Genomic DNA, 15,083 nt, shown 5'->3' with positions numbered 1-15,083 from the left:
ACTGGGACCTTAGACAAGCCTCATCGTTGCAGCTCAGAAGGCACTTTCGCTTTTCCGATCACGATCCGGACGCGACCCCCGATGAAACGCGCAGGCTAAGCGGGTGTCGCGGGTTCGAATCCTGCCGGGGGCACAGAGAAAAGGGCCAGCTCAGGAGGGGTTACCTCCCAGGCTGGCCCTTCGCCGTTCCAGGCGCCGTGCCACAGGCGTGCCGCTACGTCCGCTCGGCGCGCTCTCCGGAGGAGCCCTAAGCCGCTCCCCCACCGCCCCGGATCATGGCCCCGAGCCGGTCGGCGATGGCGCAGGCCGCGCAGCGGGTCGTGCGGCGGTTGTTGCAGCGGACCAGGGACGCGTCGGCCCTCTTGCGCAAGCGAGCATCGGCCCGCTATCCCCGCTCTGGGGGTGCTTATACGGGCGCGGGTGGGTGGCGAAAGAGCCGGCTTCTGCTGATCGTGGCCGAGCTGGCAGTGTTGGCGACCGACCCGGCCCTGTTGGCCACGTTCAAGGTCACCAACCAGTGGGCGGTTGGCTTCGCCTCCCGGCTCCGCCCTCCCAGGACAGCCATACAAAGCACCAGCGCCTGTCGGCCGGCCTGCACGAGTGCTCGGACGACCGTCTTGAGCATGTGGCTGAAACCACCCTCGACAGCGAGCCGCTTCCCGCTTGGGAACGCAATCACCGCCAGGACGTGCTGTGGAGCGGATGCCATGGACCGTGGCCCGGCGCCACAGTCCGTACCGGCGGTGCAGCGCTCAGGTGGTCAGCGGGCCTGGTCACCGTGCCCGGGGCCTGCGCAGGTCCGGTGGCCCACAGCTGGTCGACACGCGAGCGCTCGGTGACGTTCGGGTAGCGGTTGGTGCAGGACGGGCCGGCGTAGCCGCCCGACATCAGCTCACTGCACGGCCCGCTGTAGTCGTCCGGCAGGCCCAGCACGTGCCCGGTCTCGTGGGTGACGACGCGGACCGAGTCGTACTGCTGGTTCTGGGCGTAGTCGAGGAAGACGTAGCCACTTCCGTGGCCGTTGGTGGAGGCGTAGGAGCCGCGCGGGTCGTTGCCCTCGTAGTAGGAGAAGTCGGCACCGCTCGACGCCTCCTGGAGCTTGACGTTGGACTCGGAGCTGTTCCAGATCGAGGCCGCGCTCGATATCTGCGAACGGAAGCTCGGTGCCCGGGAGGCGTTGTAGTAGACAGTCACCGCCTGCGCGTTCGGCTGGGCGGCGCGCTTCTCGGCGACGGACTTGAGCACGGCCTCGAAGAACGCCTTGTTGTTCGCGGCCTCCTCAACCGACCCGGCGTACCGTGCCACGGAGGTGCCGGCGGCAGCGGACGTGGTGGCGCCCGTCTGGGCGCTCGCCGGCACCGCCGCGCCCAGCGTGCTGGAGGCCAGACCCAGGCCGAGAGCGAGGGCGAGGAGTCTCGCGGACGTTCGGGACGACTTCATGTGGGGGGCTCCTACTCACTCGGTGACGCCGAGCGCCCGGTGCGCGGTCGACTCTGCGTGAACACCGGTTCCGAACTGCGGCGACGTCCTGTGGGTCGTCATTCTTAGAACGGCTCGACAGGGAGCGCAAAGGGTCCCGCCACTACGTCGCCTCGTAGGTCTCGGGGACCTCGCCAAGGCAGTCCACGGGTCTCCGGTCCGCACATGGCGGCAGGAGGAGAAGCTGTCGCGGCGTCAGAAGCCTTACATCGCGGGGCAACGGGCGTGCGGGTCGGCCGGGCGGAATCCCGGGACGCGCGGCGGGACCCGCACCCAGACCAAGGTGGATAAATCCTCAGATATCCGCCATACCGCGTCTACTAAGTGACACCGGTTTGTTGGCGGGGCCTATGACCGACGTCACAGAGCATGAGCTTCCGTTTCTTTGGTGCCCCACTGGCCCCGGGGCCACCAGGGAGTCACCCTCGGCGCTGGGCGGCATCCCTCACCGCTGAGCCGCCGCCGCTCAGTCCTGATCAGGATGGAAGCCGCGCCCGCCGTGCAGCCCGGCGAGCGGCGTGGAGGAGAGGTCGGTCAGTTCCTCGCCCGCCTGCAGCAGCGTGTCCGCCGCACCCAGTAGCTTCGGGACTATGCGGGCCGGGCTGTCGTCAGCCACGCAAACGAGGTGCGTGCCCGGTCGTAGGCAGCAGTCCGGCTGACATCCGAAAACCGCTGACCGCCGGGTTGCTCCGCCGACCGGTGGGCATCGACCGACGTCCCGGTCGACCACGAGGCGGTGGAGGCGGTTTGGGATGTCGAGGCAATCGGTGCACTCCTGGGTGCGCACGTACGAACGCCGGGCCTCGACTTGAGTGACCGCAACCTCCGCGGCGACCTCCATGACCGCGTCAGAGGCGGCCCCTGGCGTCCAGGTCGTTCGTACAGTGGCGCGCTCCACCTGGACGCCAGGAACCACGCCTGCTCCACGGTGTGCGGGTCGACGGCGGACGGGATGGGAGCTGAGGTGACTGGTGGGTTGAGGCAGGGGCGCTAGAAGCCCACAGCCTCGGTACTGGTCAGAGCCGTGGGCTTCTTCAGGTCCGCTGGACAGCGGGAGGCTGGTCAGTAGACGACGTAGAACAGCCGAAAGGCCGGGCGGTTACTGGTCTGCGGGGCGACGCAGCGAGCGCCTCTGAAGCAGGCCGCCCAGGATGACCAACGCCATGGCGAGGACGAAGAGCGTATCCAGCACGATCTCCGAATCCACTGCCGCCTTGAAGGACATGATCGTCGCCAGGCCCGCGGCCAGCGACACCGTCCCATACCCCCACAGGTCCGGCCGAACTACGCGGCCTCGCAGCCACGGCGCCAGCCAACCGGTGGCCAACGCCAGGACGCCGGCGACGGCCAACAGGCCAAAGCCCACCGCAGCCGCACCAACAAGGAACCAGTCCACGTCCCACACCCCCATTCGCGTGTCCCACCACGCGGGCCTGATCATCGCACGAAATCGCAGCCGAGTGCGGGCAGTTGCCTGTGAGGGCCACTGGGCCGTCTCTGGGCCGTGCGGGGGTGCTCAGCGATACAGATGACGACAGTCGACGACGGCCCTTCCCCTGCTCAGAGCCGGTGCTTCGGGTACCGGCGCAGGTGCCCATCAATGAAGCAGAGTTGAGGAAGAACAGAAGTCGTCCGTGCCCCGTCCGTGGCCGATCGTACGGGGACCCGCGGGGAACCACGGCGGCTGGCGGGCATCGCGCAACACAACGACCCCTGACCGTTTCACCTGGTCAGGGGCCGTTCACATGCGCGGTGGGTGTGGGATGAGAACCCACGGTGACTCGCGCCACGACGGTTTTCAAGATTGTGTGTGGCACGTGGCTCTGCGACGCAACCCCCACGCCCTGAACCGACTGCTCACGAAGATGCCGACGCCGACGGACAGCGCGATCGACACGGCGTCGAGGGTCACGTGGCGGCCCACGGCTGCCAGCGACCCCAGAAACGCAATCGCCGTGAGGGTCGCGGCGGCCGCGGTGAGGAAGACTGCCATCTCGGCCCACCACATCGCCCGCGTCGGTTGAGTCATCATGCCGATGTTGTACATCGCGCATCTGGCTGCTGTACAGCGCAACCCTCGCGCCCAAAACCGACCGCTGCCAACCCCCAGCAACCATCTGACGTGCCCGGCCGACCTCAGCGACCAACGTGCCAATAGTTCGGGACGAGGAGGCTCTGTGCCCTTCACGTGCCGATCACACGGGATGCGACGGGGACTCACGGGGAACGACGGCCATACCGACGCTCCGGCCCAGGTCAGAAGCCTCCCAGGTCAGCACCCACCCGCGTACGCGATCTTCCAAACTGGTGCTCTGGGATCGCGAGCGCGCCGCCGCTTTGTTCGGCGGAAGCGCCCCCACGGAAACGACGAAGGGCCCGGCCTGCCGGGCCCCTCGGTTCTCCCGCTACCGCGGCCTGCGGGACTACTTCACGTCGACGAAGTCACCGGTGGAGTTGACTGCGGGAGTCGAGATCGTACCGGCGAAGCTCCAGCGCCAGTAGCCGTCCTGCACCGCCTTGACCGTGGTCTTCAGCGTGCCGGTGTTGGAGCTTCGAACACGAACAGTCCTTCCGGGATAGTGGTTGGTCATGACGAATGACCGGCGCACGGCCGGACGGATGCACTCCCGGTGGATACGCCGCTCAGTGATGGCGGGCATCGCGCTGCTCTTTTCCGGCTGCAGTGCTGTGGTCTCGCATGTGTGGGACGGACGGCCGTGGCGCGATGCCCTGCTGCTGGGCGCTTTGATCGCGGCGGGATCCGTGATCGCTATGGAAGCCTCAGACCGTAGGCGAGCTGCTCGGGAGAGTCGTTGAAGGTCAGCCGTGGAAGGTGCTGCGCGTGGACGAGGCTTCCGGCGCATGTCATGATCGCGGCGACGCCCGGCGTGGGCCCGGCGCCTGGGGAGGGATCATGAGCCGCTATCTCGTCATACCTTCTGTTCTGATGGCGTTGCTCCTCGCTGCCTCGGGCGTAGCGGCGATTACCCGTGGCTGGGTGCTCCCCTGGAACCGGCGTTCGGTTCGCCACATCCGCCTCTACGGCTGGGGGCAGTTGGTGGTTGCCTTCGGCCTGTGCTGGCAGGTGGTCTTCGGGCTGGTGATCAGCCGGCCGGGCGTCCAGGAGTGGGTGGCCGGCGTCGCGCTTATGCTGATCGGCTTCATCGTGATGGCGGTGAGCCAGCTCGCGGGCGGTGATCGGCAGGGCAGCGGCACGCCTTAGCTGTGGAAGTGGTTGCGCTTGAACACGGCCCGGCGGATGTGCACGGTGGCGCCGCCCTTGTGGCCGTTCGTGGTGAACACCCGGACGGCGACCGCCGGGCCGGTCCAGTTCACGAAGTCGATCCGCAGGGTGGTGACGCGGCCGGACGTACGGGGCACACCGATCTGCCGCGGCCCTGCCTGACGCGTGCCGGATCGAGCGGGGAACTGCGGGGAACAGCGGGCACCGACTCAGCGAACGAGAGAACGCCTGCACCACTGTCCTGCAGGTCAGCACAGCAACCGCGTCGCGATCACCTGCGCTTCCCAAGCTGAGGGCTCCCGGGGCACAGATGGAAGGGCCGGCTCAGGAGGGGTTTCCTCCCAGGCCGGCCCTTCGTCATGTTCTGAGCCGTGCCACACGTGTGCCACTGGGGTCGCGCGGAGTCCGCATCCCCCAGGTGGGGGCGTCTCCTCCGCCGTCCCGGATCACGGCCCGCCGACTGCCCGCCCCGGCGGAACGGGGCGTCAGGTCAGCGGTGGTACTCGATGCTCTCCCCGCTGCTGTTGCAGGCTCCCGGGTCGGTCGTCGTCGGCGGCCGTTCCTTGAGGATCCGCCGGGCGCGGACCTCTCCCCAACTGATCTCGTACCAGGACGCCGTTGCCGGACCGAGATCCTCCGACAGGGGACCGAGGACGCAGGACCGCATGGGCTCTCTCAGTCTGTCCAGAGCCGGGACCGCGTCCGCCGAGAGACCACGCACGTAGTCCAGGTCGAACTTGTGGGTCTTCTCGTACCGCCGCACGTTGTTCTCGGCGATCAGCCCGTCGGGAGAGGCCAGGCCGAAGGCGAGGGCCCCGGCAGCGGCCGACGCGGCGACGGCGCGAGGCAGCCAGCGTGCGCCCCGGACTCCGGCGGCCATGATCAGCAGGATGACCAGGCCGAGCCACAGCTCCGCGGTCACGACGGAGATCCGCAGCCGCGTCAGCCCGTACGCCTCGACGTACATGTCCATGCGCCGTACCGCCGAGGCGACCACGACCAGGGTGAGTGCGCAGAGGGTGCCGAGAACCCCCCGCACCAGGTTCCGGTCACCCGGCCCGCCGCGCGGTGCCCAGCGCAGCGCGAAGACGATGACCAGGAGGGTGAGGAGCGTGGCGAGCAGGAGTTGCCAGAAGCCCTGCCGCGCGTACTCGGAGTAGGTCTGACCGGTCTTGTCCAGGACGGCCTTGTATCCGCCGAAGAGGACGGCGAGCTGGATGGCGTTGAAGACGGCGAACAGCGCGCACAGCACGAGCAGGGGAAGCGCCCATTCGCCCCGGCCGCGGGCGCGGCCCGGGCTTGTCTCGAAGCTGTCCCACCGCAGAGGGGCCGCGGCGGTGTGTGCCGCCGCGAGGGCGCCGAAGAGCCCGAGGGCGAACAGCACCAGGCGCCAGGGGCCGTCGCCGACGGACGTGTCCGGGACCAGCCTGCTCAGCAGGTCGGCGAAGGCCGCGTCGGCCCCGGCGAACAGTGCGCCGAAGACGAGGAGGAGCACGGCCGTCACCGCAAGGGCGCGCAGCGCGGAGCCCACGTTGCCGGAGGCGTTGCCGGCACGGGTGCGCACTCCGCGCCAGCCCCAGAGTGCGCCCTTGGGCAGCGAATCGACCAGCCCGAGGGGGCTGAGGACGACGCCGGGCCACGTCCGTGATCCGTGGAGGGCGAGCGATGCGAGACCGATGGCGGTGGCCACGGCGAGGAGGGAAGGCCAGTGAGCGGCACGGACCGCCGGAACCAGCAGGAGGGCGAGTCCTCCGATGCCCCAGGCGAGCGTCCAGGGGCGGGCTTGTACCCGGCCTGCCTGGCGCGCGGCGAAGTATGCGGTGCCCGCGGCCGGCAGGGCGACGAGGAACAGGTTGATGCCCACACCGTCGTTGAGCAGCACCATGCTGAGCACGCCGGTGGCGAGCGCCGCCCAGAGGACGGCGGTGTTCACGGTGGAGGGCGGTTCGCCGCGCAGGTCGGGGAACGAGGGTTTGTAGGGGTAGGCGCCCGCGTACAGAGAGCTGGGAGGAGTGGACGGAAGGTGCGGCGTGCGCCCGGCAGTGACGGCTTCGCCGGGCCGCGTGTCCGTCGTCGCGCGCGACCTGCCCTCCGGTGGTGTTCCCGCCCGCTGTGCTCCTCCCGTGGCCGCGGATTCGCCCGCAGGTAATCGCCCCGACTGCCGGGGCCGCTCGGGCGGTTCGGCGGGCACAGGTGGTTTCTCTGTCATGGGACCCCCTCCCAACCGGCCCCGGAACGCACATACTCGGGTACGTCGGACGGGTACCGGTGTCGCTTGCGAAGCCGGCCGCCATGATCGACAGGCGGCGTGCCCGCAAGGGTAGCGGGACCGACGGCGCAGGCGACGGTCAGCGACCCGGCGGCCCACGGCAGCGACTCGGGGATCCCGGAGGCCGGCACGATGACCGGCCTGTCCTTCGGTCAGGTGGTGACGGTGAAGCCGTGTTTCTTGCCGAGCTTGGTGAGGGAGTCCTTGCCGGGGATGCCGTCGGCGGGCTCGCCGGGCTTGCGGCCGCGGTACCCGCAGCGTTCCTGCCAGCCGCTCATGGCGTCCTTGGTGGCCGTGCCGTAGTGGCCGTCCAGGTAGGTCTTGGCGAGCAGGCCCTCGTTGACGAGAGCGGCTTCCACGGTCTTCACCCCGGCATAGGTGACCGGCGTCCCCTTGGCCTGTGGGTCGTGCTTCGCCGCGGCGATCAGCTTGGACAGCGACACCTTCGGCTTGGCGGGGGCGGGCAGCTTGGTGGTGGGCGGCTTGCTGTCGAGCCGCTTCGCGACGCGGTCGAGGATCTGCTCCCAGTCCATGCCGGGCCCGCGCGGGTCGACCTTGCCGGGCTGCCAGTCCATGTGCCGCAGCGCCGACCGGGCGCCCCACCCGTGCTGCCGGCAGATCGCGGCTGTCACGCGGACAATGGCCTCGATCTGCTCGGTCGGCCACGGGTCCTTGTTGTCACCGAGGTTCTCGCACTCGAATCCGTAGAAGGCCCGGTTGCCGTCGACGGTGGCCTCGTCGCCGACGGGCGGCCGCCGCTCTGCCATGACCGCGGCCAGGACGTCCGGGTCTCCCAACCCCGCATGGTTGGCGCGGCCCCAGCCGACCACATGCACGCGCCCGTCCTTGGCGATCATGCCGTGACAGAGCGGGCCGGGCAGTCCGGCGTACCCGTCGCGCACGATCTTCACCGTGTTCGCGGTGCCCTTGGTGACGGTGTGGTGGATCATCACGCCGTGCACGGGCCCCCAGGCGCCCTTGCTGTTGCGGTTGTGGTTCTTCCAGTCGCCGACCTCGACGACGCTCACGCCCTCGGCCTTCAGAGCGGTGAGGAACTGGGCAGCGGTGAGTGGCGTGGCCACGGGCACCTCCAGGGTGAGAAGCGATCGGTCAGTTGGCGGCTTCGTGGACGGCGGTGATCCGGATCCGGTCGCCGGCGGCGAAGACCTGAGGGACCGTCCCCCACACGGCGGCCGTCGCTGTCGGATTGCCAACGTAGGCGCTCACGCCCGTGTTTGACCCCGGAATGCCGACGGCGCCCGTGCTGTACCCGGCGTTCGATTTGCCGATGAACAGGGTGCCGACCATGTCCTGCCCGGCTGCCGCTGCCACTGCTGCTGCCACTGCCACTGCCACTGCCCGGCAACGGCAGCGTTGACCGTGGTGCGCGCCGTCCCCGGCCCGGAGGCGCGTCTTGCGGGCAGCGCACGGTTTCCGGCAGTGCGGGCGTCGGCCTTCGGAGCGGCGGTCCGTACCGCCGTCGAACTTCGCGTCCTTGCTCGGCGTCACGAGCCGCAGCGGAACGTCACCGTCGGGGTGAAGGAGGTACCAAGGCGGCATCAAGCGCGCGTAAAGATTGCCGAGAGCAGGCAATGTATGGCCACCCGATCGCATGGCAATATGCAGGCGGGGGGCTCGTCGAGTGAAAGCGGGGCCCGAATGAACTGGTTTGTGGGTCTCGGTATCGCGGGACTGGTCCTGCTGGTGCTTTCGCTGATCTTCGACGGGATCCTGGAAGGCCTGTTCGGCGGGGTGCTGGACGGGTTGTTCGACGGGCTGCTGTCGCTGCCGGTCATCGCCGGATTCGTGTCCATGCTCGGCTTCGGCGGGGCGATCGCGCTCGGCACCACCGGTCTGGGGGTCACGGGGGCAACGGCGATCGGCGTGGTGGCGGGCGTCGCCGCGGGCTGGTTGACGTGGAAACTCAGTCGTGTCCTGATGCGTGAGCAGGGCGCGGCCGCTCCTCAGGGCGGCGATCTCGTCGGCAGCTCCGGTTCCGTGGTGACCGCCATCCCGGCCGAGGGGTACGGCGAGGTGCTGGTGTATCTCGCCGGGCAGCCGCTGAAGCTGGCCGCGAAGTGTTCGGTGCCCGTGGCGCGGGGTGCCGAGGTCTGGGTGGAGTCGCTCCTGTCCGCGACCTCGGTCGCGGTCCGGCCGGTCGAAGACTGACCGTCGGAGCCGCGCTCCACACCACGAGGCCCACACGCCCGCCCCTTCATCTTCCTTCCGCGTCCGTTCCTGATCCGTTCCAATTCGCCGTCCCCCGGGGAGGGCTGAGGGGATTGCACACATGAGCCCTGTACTCATCGCAGTGATAGGAGTCGTCGTACTCCTGGTCCTGCTGGCCCTCACGGTCGTCACCCGCTACAAGGTCGCGGGTCCCAGCGAGGCGTTCATCGTCACCGGCCGACGCGGCAAGAAGTCCACCGACCCCGAGACCGGCCGTGTCTCCACCGACAACAGCGGCCAGAAGGTCGTGGTCGGCGGCGGTGTCTTCGTCGTGCCCTTCGTCCAGCAGAAGTTCACCCTCGACCTGTCCAGTCGGCACATTCCGGTGGCCGTCCGGGGCGCGGTCACGCTGCGCGGGGTGAAGGCCAACCTGGAGGGAGTCGCCATCGTCAAGGTCGGCGGCACCGAGGACTCGATCCGCGCCGCGGCCCAGCGCTTCCTCCAGCAGCAGGACGGCATCGTCGGGTTCACCCAGGAGGTGCTGTCCGGCGCACTGCGCTCCATCGTCGGGCGGATGTCCGTCGAGGACATCATCCGGGACCGGGCCGCCTTCGCCGGGCAGGTCGCGGAGGAGGCCGAGGCCAGCCTGTCCGGGCAGGGACTGGTGCTGGACGCCTTCCAGATCCAGGACATCACCACCGAGGGCTCCTACCTGGAGGACCTCGGCCGGCCTGAGGCGGCCCGCGCCAAGCAGGAGGCCGACATCGCCGAGGCCGTCGCCCGGCGCGCTTCCGAACAGGCCCGCCTCAAGGCGGAGGAAGAGATCGCGATCGCCCAGCGCACCTACGCCCTGAAGCAGGCCGAGATCAAGGCCGAGACGGACGAGGCCGCCGCCCGCGCCAACGCCGCCGGCCCGCTCGCCGAGGCCGCCCGCCGGCAGGAGGTCCTGCAGGAGCAGGAGAAGGTCGCCGCCCGGCAGGCCGCGCTGACCGACCGCGAACTGGACACCCAGGTCCGCAAGCCCGCCGACGCCGACCGTTACCGGGCCGAGCAGGAGGCGGAGGCGCACCGCATCGCCCTGGTCAAGGAGGCCGAAGCGGCCGCCGAGCGGGCACGGCTCACCGGTGAGGGCGAGAAGGCCCACCGCGCGGCCCTCGCCGACGCCGTTCGTATCGAGGGTGACGCCGAAGCGGCCGCGATCGCCGCCAAGGGCGCGGCGGAGGCCGACGCCATGCACAAGAAGGCCGACGCCTTCGAGCGGTACGGCGACGCGGCGGTGCTCCAGATGCTGGTCGAGGTGCTGCCGCAGGTCGTCGGCAAGGCGGCCGAGCCGCTGTCGGCCGTGGACAAGCTGACCGTCATCTCCACGGACGGCGCGGGCCAACTCCCGCGCGCGGTCGCCGACAACGTCGCCCAGGGCATGGAACTCCTCAGCTCCACCACCGGCGTCGACCTCGCCCAGCTCCTCCAGGGCCTCGCCGGACGCGGCACGAAGAAGACCCCGGCGCAGGTCGAGTCGTCGGCTCCGACATCGGCCGAACCGTCCCAGGGCAAGATCGACATCACCGAATAGAACACAGAACGGGGGACACCGCGGACCACGGAGCCCGGACGCCTGAGTGGCGCCCGGGCTCCGCTCTTTCATGCGACCTGCGCGGCCGCCTCCGCGCCGGTGCCGGTACGGCCCCGTGGGTCGGGGCCGTACCGGTTCGGCTCGGGAGTGGGTCAGTTGGTGAAGGTGAAGTACTTCCAGGCGCCGTGGGTCGTGGAGTTGACGGTGTCGCCGGAGGAGCCGTTGATGTAGGACGAGCGCATGCGGGCCCGGATGCCGGACGTGCCCGGTGCCTCCAGGCTCACGGACGACTTGCCCTTGGCGGACAGGGCGAAGTACTCGTAGCCCGAGTCGTACCAGGTGCCCTGGTAGTACACCTGGAGCTGGAAGCGCTGTTTGCGGCCGGTGTAGTAGTTCATGGTCGTGGTGAACAGCGGGTCGGTCTTCTTGCGGAAGTAGTAGTACGTCGTGGAGCCGATCTTGCCCGTCTTGTAGTGCCGGGAGACGGCGGTGGAGACCTTCACCCGGGCGTACGCGGTCGACTTCACGGTCTTGGCGGCGTAGCGGGCGTCGCCGCCGAAGACGGCGGTGACGGTGGTGTCACGGGTCATGCCGACGGTCGCCGACAGGTTGCCCTTGGAGTTGACCTTGGCGGTCTTCAGCAGCTTCTTCGGCTTGTCGGGGCCGAAGGGGTCCGCGTAGATCGAGACGGTGCGGTTCTTGTACGTCGTACCGAGGTGCGCGGTGAAGGTGACCTTCTTGCCGTACGAGTACAGCTTGCCGTTGTTGTTCAGGGTCAGCGCGGTCGCCTTGCGCGAGACGTCCACCGTGCCGGAGCCGGCGGCGGGGGTGTGCGTGGCGTCGCCCGCGTAGGAGACCTTGTAGGTGACCTTGCCGCCGGCGGGCGGGGTGTCCGTGAAGGAGAAGCTGCCGTCCGCCGTGGTCTTGACGGCGGCCAGTGCCTTGCCGTTCGGCGACTCGACGTCGGTGCGGGTCACCTTCAGGGCGGTGCCCGCCTTGGGCAGCGTCTTCGAGGTCAGTTTGCCCTTGACGGTGAGCTTCTTGGCGCGTTCCGACTTGGCGGGGGCCGACACCTTGAGAGTGGGCAGTTCCTTGGTGGGGTCGGTCAGGGCGCGCAGGGTGTGGGTGCCGTAGGAGTTCACGGAGACGGCGAAGACGCGGCTCGAGTCGGGCGCCCAGGCGAGAGCTCCGTTCACGAGGGTGTCGGCGCCGCTGGTGTTGCCGGTGTTGGGGAAGTCGTACTCCCGCACCGGCACCCGGTCACCGGGCCGGTGGATGTGGACGTCGGGGTCGTACCAGGAGAAGCTGCCGCCCGCGATGGTGCCGTCGGGCGCGACGCGCACGGCGTTCGGGTACGCGTCGATGGGGTAGCCGGTCAGCTCGGTGAGGTCGGTGGTCGAGTAGGCGCCGAGGCTGTAGCCGTACGGCGAGGCGCCCCACGAGGTGAGCACCTGGCTGCCGTCGGGTGTCAGGTCCAGTTGCTCCGCGCCGGTGCTCTTGACGCCCTTGGCGCGCAGGGTTGCGCCGTCGGCCGAGACGTCGTACACGGCGAGCAGGCCGCTGTTGCCCGCCACCAGGACGCCCGGGACGTCCGGGTCGGCGGCCAGGGTGGTCGCGGCGCCCGGGTAGAAGTCGGCGTCGCCCCGCTGGGCGAGGTGGACGACGGGTTCGTCACCGGAGACGTCGAGCGACCCGAAGTCGCTGCCGTGGGAGAACCAGATCCGGCCGTCCACGACCTCCAGATCGCCGGGAGCCGCGCCGACCGGGTAACTCGCGGTCTGGGTGTACGTCCCCGTCTCCACCGAGACGATCCGGTTGCCGTTCCTCACGGCGGCGTACACCTGGCCGGAGTCGGCGGACAGCGCGAGGCCGGTCACGCCGGAGAGCCCGGTGAGCGTCGCCTTCACGGTGCCCGTGTAGTCGGTGACGACGATCTTGCCGGCGGTCGGGTCGGAGACGTAGACCCGCTGGTGGGTGCCGTCCACGACCATGTCGCCGACCGACGTCACCGGAAGGACCTTCGCCGAGTCGGCCACCGCCGGACCCACCACGCCCGTGGTCAGGGCCACGGAACTGAGGACGACCGCGAGTGCCGTCGCGGTCGAGATGCTACGCCTGCGCACAGTGATGGAACCCCCACGGAAGAAGCCCGGTGCTCACCGGGCGGTAACGGACGGGCCGCGTGTCCCCCCTCGCACCGATGACGGATGCGTGGACGCTGCCGAAGATGCAGCGTATGGCATGCCAGTGACAATTGAAGTCTGTAATTTCGCGGCCGGCTCTCGTCAGACTGTGCTCGTCCACGCGTCCGGGCGGGGTGCCAGCACCGCGGAGACGACCGCGCCGGACGAGGTCACGACGTCGGCCACGAAGCGCAGGCGTCCGATGCCGAGGTGTCGCAGCGCCGGGCCGTGGTCGGCGGCGACGACGAGGGAGGCGGCGAGCAGAAGAAGTTGCCACAGGGCCATCACCGGGCGGCGCGTCGCGCGGGGCAGCTCCGCCAGGGAGGCGTGCAGCCGCTCGCAGTGGAAGGGGACGTGGCGTTGCTCGTCGGACAGGATCCGCCCTGCCACATCCGAAGTGAGCGCGTCGTCGGTGCCGTCGCGCAGGGCCCGGTAATAGCGGAGTGCCACGACTTCCGCGATCATCAGCACCAGCAGTTCCATGCGCAGGCCCATGAGACGCCGCAGCCGTACGAAGACCGTGTCGCTCCAGTGGCCGGACAGGGTTGGTACGCCGCCCGCGGCGAGCAGCCGGGCGAGCAGCCGGGCGTGGTTCTGCTCCTCGGCGACGAAGAGCCGGACCGCCTGTGCGTAGTCGGGGTCGCCGGCCTCATCGGCTTTGCCGACGAGGTTGGCGCCGTCGCCGTCCTCGCCGACCTGGAAGCGCTGAATGCCGGCCCACAACGCCGGGTGCAGCGTCGCGCTCCGTCCCCAGTCCGGGTCGCCCTGGGCGCGCCTGCGCTCGCGCTCGTCCTCGAACCGCCTTGTCCATTTGGCGAAGCCGCTCGTATGCACTCGGTCTCCCCTCCCCGGGGCACGGCCACCGTGCCCCGGAGAGGGACGACGCCGGCCGGACGCCGAACCGTTCCGCCGCGGACCGCGGAGGGCGCGCGTCAGGCTCCCGCAGCGCAACGCGCGGCGGGATCGTCGCACCCGTCCGCCGAGCCTCCTCAGTCCAGTGGTTCACTCAGCTCGATGGAGCGCAGGGCTGCCGCCAGAGCCCGTTCGTCTCCGACGTCGAGAGCCGTGTCGGTCAGTTTGATGACGTGTTCGTCACCGTGCTCCAGCGCCAGCTCGACAACCTCTTCGGGAGTCGGGGTGCCCGGTGGGCTGTATGCGGCCGGGGCGTCCGGCGCGTACATCGCGGTCACCGCCGCGGAGGCCGTCCAGGCGGCCCGCAGGCTCGGTGCCCACAGGGACCGCGGGAGCGCGGGCAGGACACGCAGGACGGCGTTGGGCGCCGTGGCCGCGTGGACCAGCATCGTCGCATCGCCATGGCCGTGGGTGGCGTACCGGTGGGTGGCCGCCCGCACCAGTTCGGTGAGGTGGCGGTGCGCCGCGTCGGGGTCCGTGGCCGCGGTCGCCCAGGCCGGCAGGCCCCTGACACGCGCGAGCCGGGTGGGGAAGCCGCCGTCCCGTTCGGCGATGGGCGTCACCGCGTCCAGGGCGGCGGCCGCGCTGTCGGCGCCGGGCAGGGGGACGAGGTCCGTGACGGGGTGGTGGCGGGCCGCCCAGTAGCCGAGGCCGTGGGCGAGTTCGGTCAGACGCGGCTCGGTGACCTCGCCGGCGAGGAGCGTGCGGACCGCGTGGCCCACCCGGATCACCGGATGCGTCGCGCCGCCGTACAAGCCGGGCAGGAGCCGGGGCCACCACTCGCCGAGCACCTCGCGCCAGGGACGTTCGGCGACCTCGCGCCCGAAGTAGCCGATCCAGTCGGCGGCGCGGCGTGGATCACCGAGCGCTCGCTGCCAGTCGGCGGCCGTGACCGGTTCGACGCCGGACGGGAACTCCTCCAGCCTGGGTGCGTAGAGATCGAGCCAGTGGTGCACGGAACGCGCCTGCCCGTGGGCGGCCAGCGCCTCGACGGCCATCGGCGCGTGATTGCTGAGCCACCCCAGCCGCTCCGGCCCCGATCTGTGCAGTCGTTGAAGTGCCTCGTCGAGAACGCCCGTCGTATCCATGGCAGGGAACGTAGACGGGACTCCGCGGCGGCGTAACGGGCTGAGGGCTTAGGCCCGGACCTAAGACCGCCGACTCAGGTGCGGCACGGGCACCGCACGGGGCTGCGGGTGCCGGAGAGCCTCTGAGGCGCACGCCCCACGAGCGCTGACACGCGGGCCGAAGAGG

14 protein-coding genes and 1 pseudogene are annotated in these 15,083 nt (G+C 70.1%); 3 read left to right on the top strand and 12 right to left on the bottom strand.

Features of this window, described 5'->3' with window-relative positions; genetic code table 11:
- Window positions 1–675 precede the first annotated feature (675 nt).
- The 5 genes and pseudogenes from snpA to ACWC91_RS13375 form a co-directional block, all read right to left on the bottom strand.
- A complete protein-coding gene (gene snpA / locus ACWC91_RS13395; RefSeq protein WP_225074707.1) occupies window positions 676–1,440 on the bottom strand; it encodes a snapalysin in 765 nt (254 codons plus the stop codon).
- A 505-nt stretch (window positions 1,441–1,945) separates the two neighbouring features.
- Window positions 1,946–2,095 (bottom strand): hypothetical protein, encoded by a 150-nt coding sequence (locus ACWC91_RS13390; protein WP_450643476.1) that lies wholly within the window; start codon window positions 2,093–2,095, stop codon window positions 1,946–1,948.
- 483 nt (window positions 2,096–2,578) lie between these two features.
- Window positions 2,579–2,875: a hypothetical protein gene (locus tag ACWC91_RS13385; protein WP_225074706.1), complete on the bottom strand. Its 297-nt coding sequence runs from the start codon at window positions 2,873–2,875 to the stop codon at window positions 2,579–2,581.
- Window positions 2,876–3,277: 402 nt separating this feature from the next.
- Complete coding sequence (locus ACWC91_RS13380) at window positions 3,278–3,526, bottom strand: hypothetical protein (RefSeq protein ID WP_450643475.1); 249 nt, start codon at window positions 3,524–3,526, stop codon at window positions 3,278–3,280.
- 376 nt (window positions 3,527–3,902) lie between these two features.
- A pseudogene (locus tag ACWC91_RS13375) lies at window positions 3,903–4,031 on the bottom strand (calcium-binding protein); the annotation flags it as partial.
- Between the two features lie 362 nt (window positions 4,032–4,393).
- Here ACWC91_RS13375 and ACWC91_RS13370 point away from each other — a divergent pair.
- Window positions 4,394–4,702, top strand: coding sequence for a hypothetical protein (locus ACWC91_RS13370; protein ID WP_225074704.1), 309 nt, complete (start codon window positions 4,394–4,396; stop codon window positions 4,700–4,702).
- Here the strand turns inward: ACWC91_RS13370 and ACWC91_RS13365 are convergent.
- From ACWC91_RS13365 to ACWC91_RS13350, 4 genes are all read right to left on the bottom strand, one after another.
- A complete protein-coding gene (locus ACWC91_RS13365) occupies window positions 4,699–4,860 on the bottom strand; it encodes a hypothetical protein (protein WP_450643474.1) in 162 nt (53 codons plus the stop codon). The two genes, ACWC91_RS13370 and ACWC91_RS13365, sit on opposite strands and share 4 nt — an antisense overlap.
- Before the next feature lie 353 nt (window positions 4,861–5,213).
- Entirely contained in the window at window positions 5,214–6,932 is a 1,719-nt protein-coding gene (locus ACWC91_RS13360) for a DUF4153 domain-containing protein (RefSeq protein ID WP_450643473.1), read from the bottom strand.
- Window positions 6,933–7,144: 212 nt separating this feature from the next.
- Window positions 7,145–8,074 (bottom strand): N-acetylmuramoyl-L-alanine amidase, encoded by a 930-nt coding sequence (locus ACWC91_RS13355; protein ID WP_450643472.1) that lies wholly within the window; start codon window positions 8,072–8,074, stop codon window positions 7,145–7,147.
- Window positions 8,075–8,102: 28 nt separating this feature from the next.
- The gene (locus ACWC91_RS13350; protein ID WP_281154112.1) at window positions 8,103–8,300 is read right to left on the bottom strand and encodes a hypothetical protein; all 198 of its coding nucleotides are present in this window, start codon (window positions 8,298–8,300) and stop codon (window positions 8,103–8,105) included.
- Window positions 8,301–8,651: 351 nt separating this feature from the next.
- Between ACWC91_RS13350 and ACWC91_RS13345 the strand changes: the two genes are divergently transcribed.
- Window positions 8,652–9,161, top strand: coding sequence for a hypothetical protein (locus ACWC91_RS13345; protein ID WP_225074894.1), 510 nt, complete (start codon window positions 8,652–8,654; stop codon window positions 9,159–9,161).
- Between the two features lie 121 nt (window positions 9,162–9,282).
- Complete coding sequence (locus ACWC91_RS13340) at window positions 9,283–10,734, top strand: flotillin family protein (protein ID WP_225074699.1); 1,452 nt, start codon at window positions 9,283–9,285, stop codon at window positions 10,732–10,734.
- 152 nt (window positions 10,735–10,886) lie between these two features.
- On the opposite strand, the gene ACWC91_RS13335 is transcribed toward ACWC91_RS13340, so the two are convergent.
- From ACWC91_RS13335 to ACWC91_RS13325, 3 genes are all read right to left on the bottom strand, one after another.
- A complete protein-coding gene (locus tag ACWC91_RS13335; protein WP_450643471.1) occupies window positions 10,887–12,857 on the bottom strand; it encodes a YncE family protein in 1,971 nt (656 codons plus the stop codon).
- A gap of 162 nt (window positions 12,858–13,019) precedes the next feature.
- A complete protein-coding gene (locus ACWC91_RS13330) occupies window positions 13,020–13,751 on the bottom strand; it encodes a ferritin-like domain-containing protein (RefSeq protein WP_450643470.1) in 732 nt (243 codons plus the stop codon).
- 155 nt (window positions 13,752–13,906) lie between these two features.
- Window positions 13,907–14,917 carry a questin oxidase family protein gene (locus tag ACWC91_RS13325; RefSeq protein ID WP_281154115.1) on the bottom strand — a complete coding sequence of 337 codons (1,011 nt, stop codon included), beginning with the start codon at window positions 14,915–14,917 and terminating at the stop codon, window positions 13,907–13,909.
- Window positions 14,918–15,083 lie beyond the last annotated feature (166 nt).

It is taken from the genome of Streptomyces sp. NPDC001204 (assembly GCF_053598035.1).
Note: the sequence above shows the minus strand (reverse complement) of the source record. Positions and strands in the feature narration are given on the sequence as shown.

What these genes read in the sequence shown, in the direction of transcription:
- ACWC91_RS13370 (WP_225074704.1), top strand. Translation starts at nt 4,394, where the DNA reads ATGAGCCGCTATCTCGTCATACCTTCTGTTCTGATGGCGTTGCTCCTC.
- ACWC91_RS13380 (WP_450643475.1), bottom strand. Translation starts at nt 3,526, where the DNA reads ATGTACAACATCGGCATGATGACTCAACCGACGCGGGCGATGTGGTGG.
- ACWC91_RS13345 (WP_225074894.1), top strand. Translation starts at nt 8,652, where the DNA reads ATGAACTGGTTTGTGGGTCTCGGTATCGCGGGACTGGTCCTGCTGGTG.
- snpA (WP_225074707.1), bottom strand. Translation starts at nt 1,440, where the DNA reads ATGAAGTCGTCCCGAACGTCCGCGAGACTCCTCGCCCTCGCTCTCGGC.
- ACWC91_RS13340 (WP_225074699.1), top strand. Translation starts at nt 9,283, where the DNA reads ATGAGCCCTGTACTCATCGCAGTGATAGGAGTCGTCGTACTCCTGGTC.
- ACWC91_RS13350 (WP_281154112.1), bottom strand. Translation starts at nt 8,300, where the DNA reads ATGGTCGGCACCCTGTTCATCGGCAAATCGAACGCCGGGTACAGCACG.
- ACWC91_RS13360 (WP_450643473.1), bottom strand. Translation starts at nt 6,932, where the DNA reads ATGACAGAGAAACCACCTGTGCCCGCCGAACCGCCCGAGCGGCCCCGG.
- ACWC91_RS13325 (WP_281154115.1), bottom strand. Translation starts at nt 14,917, where the DNA reads ATGGATACGACGGGCGTTCTCGACGAGGCACTTCAACGACTGCACAGA.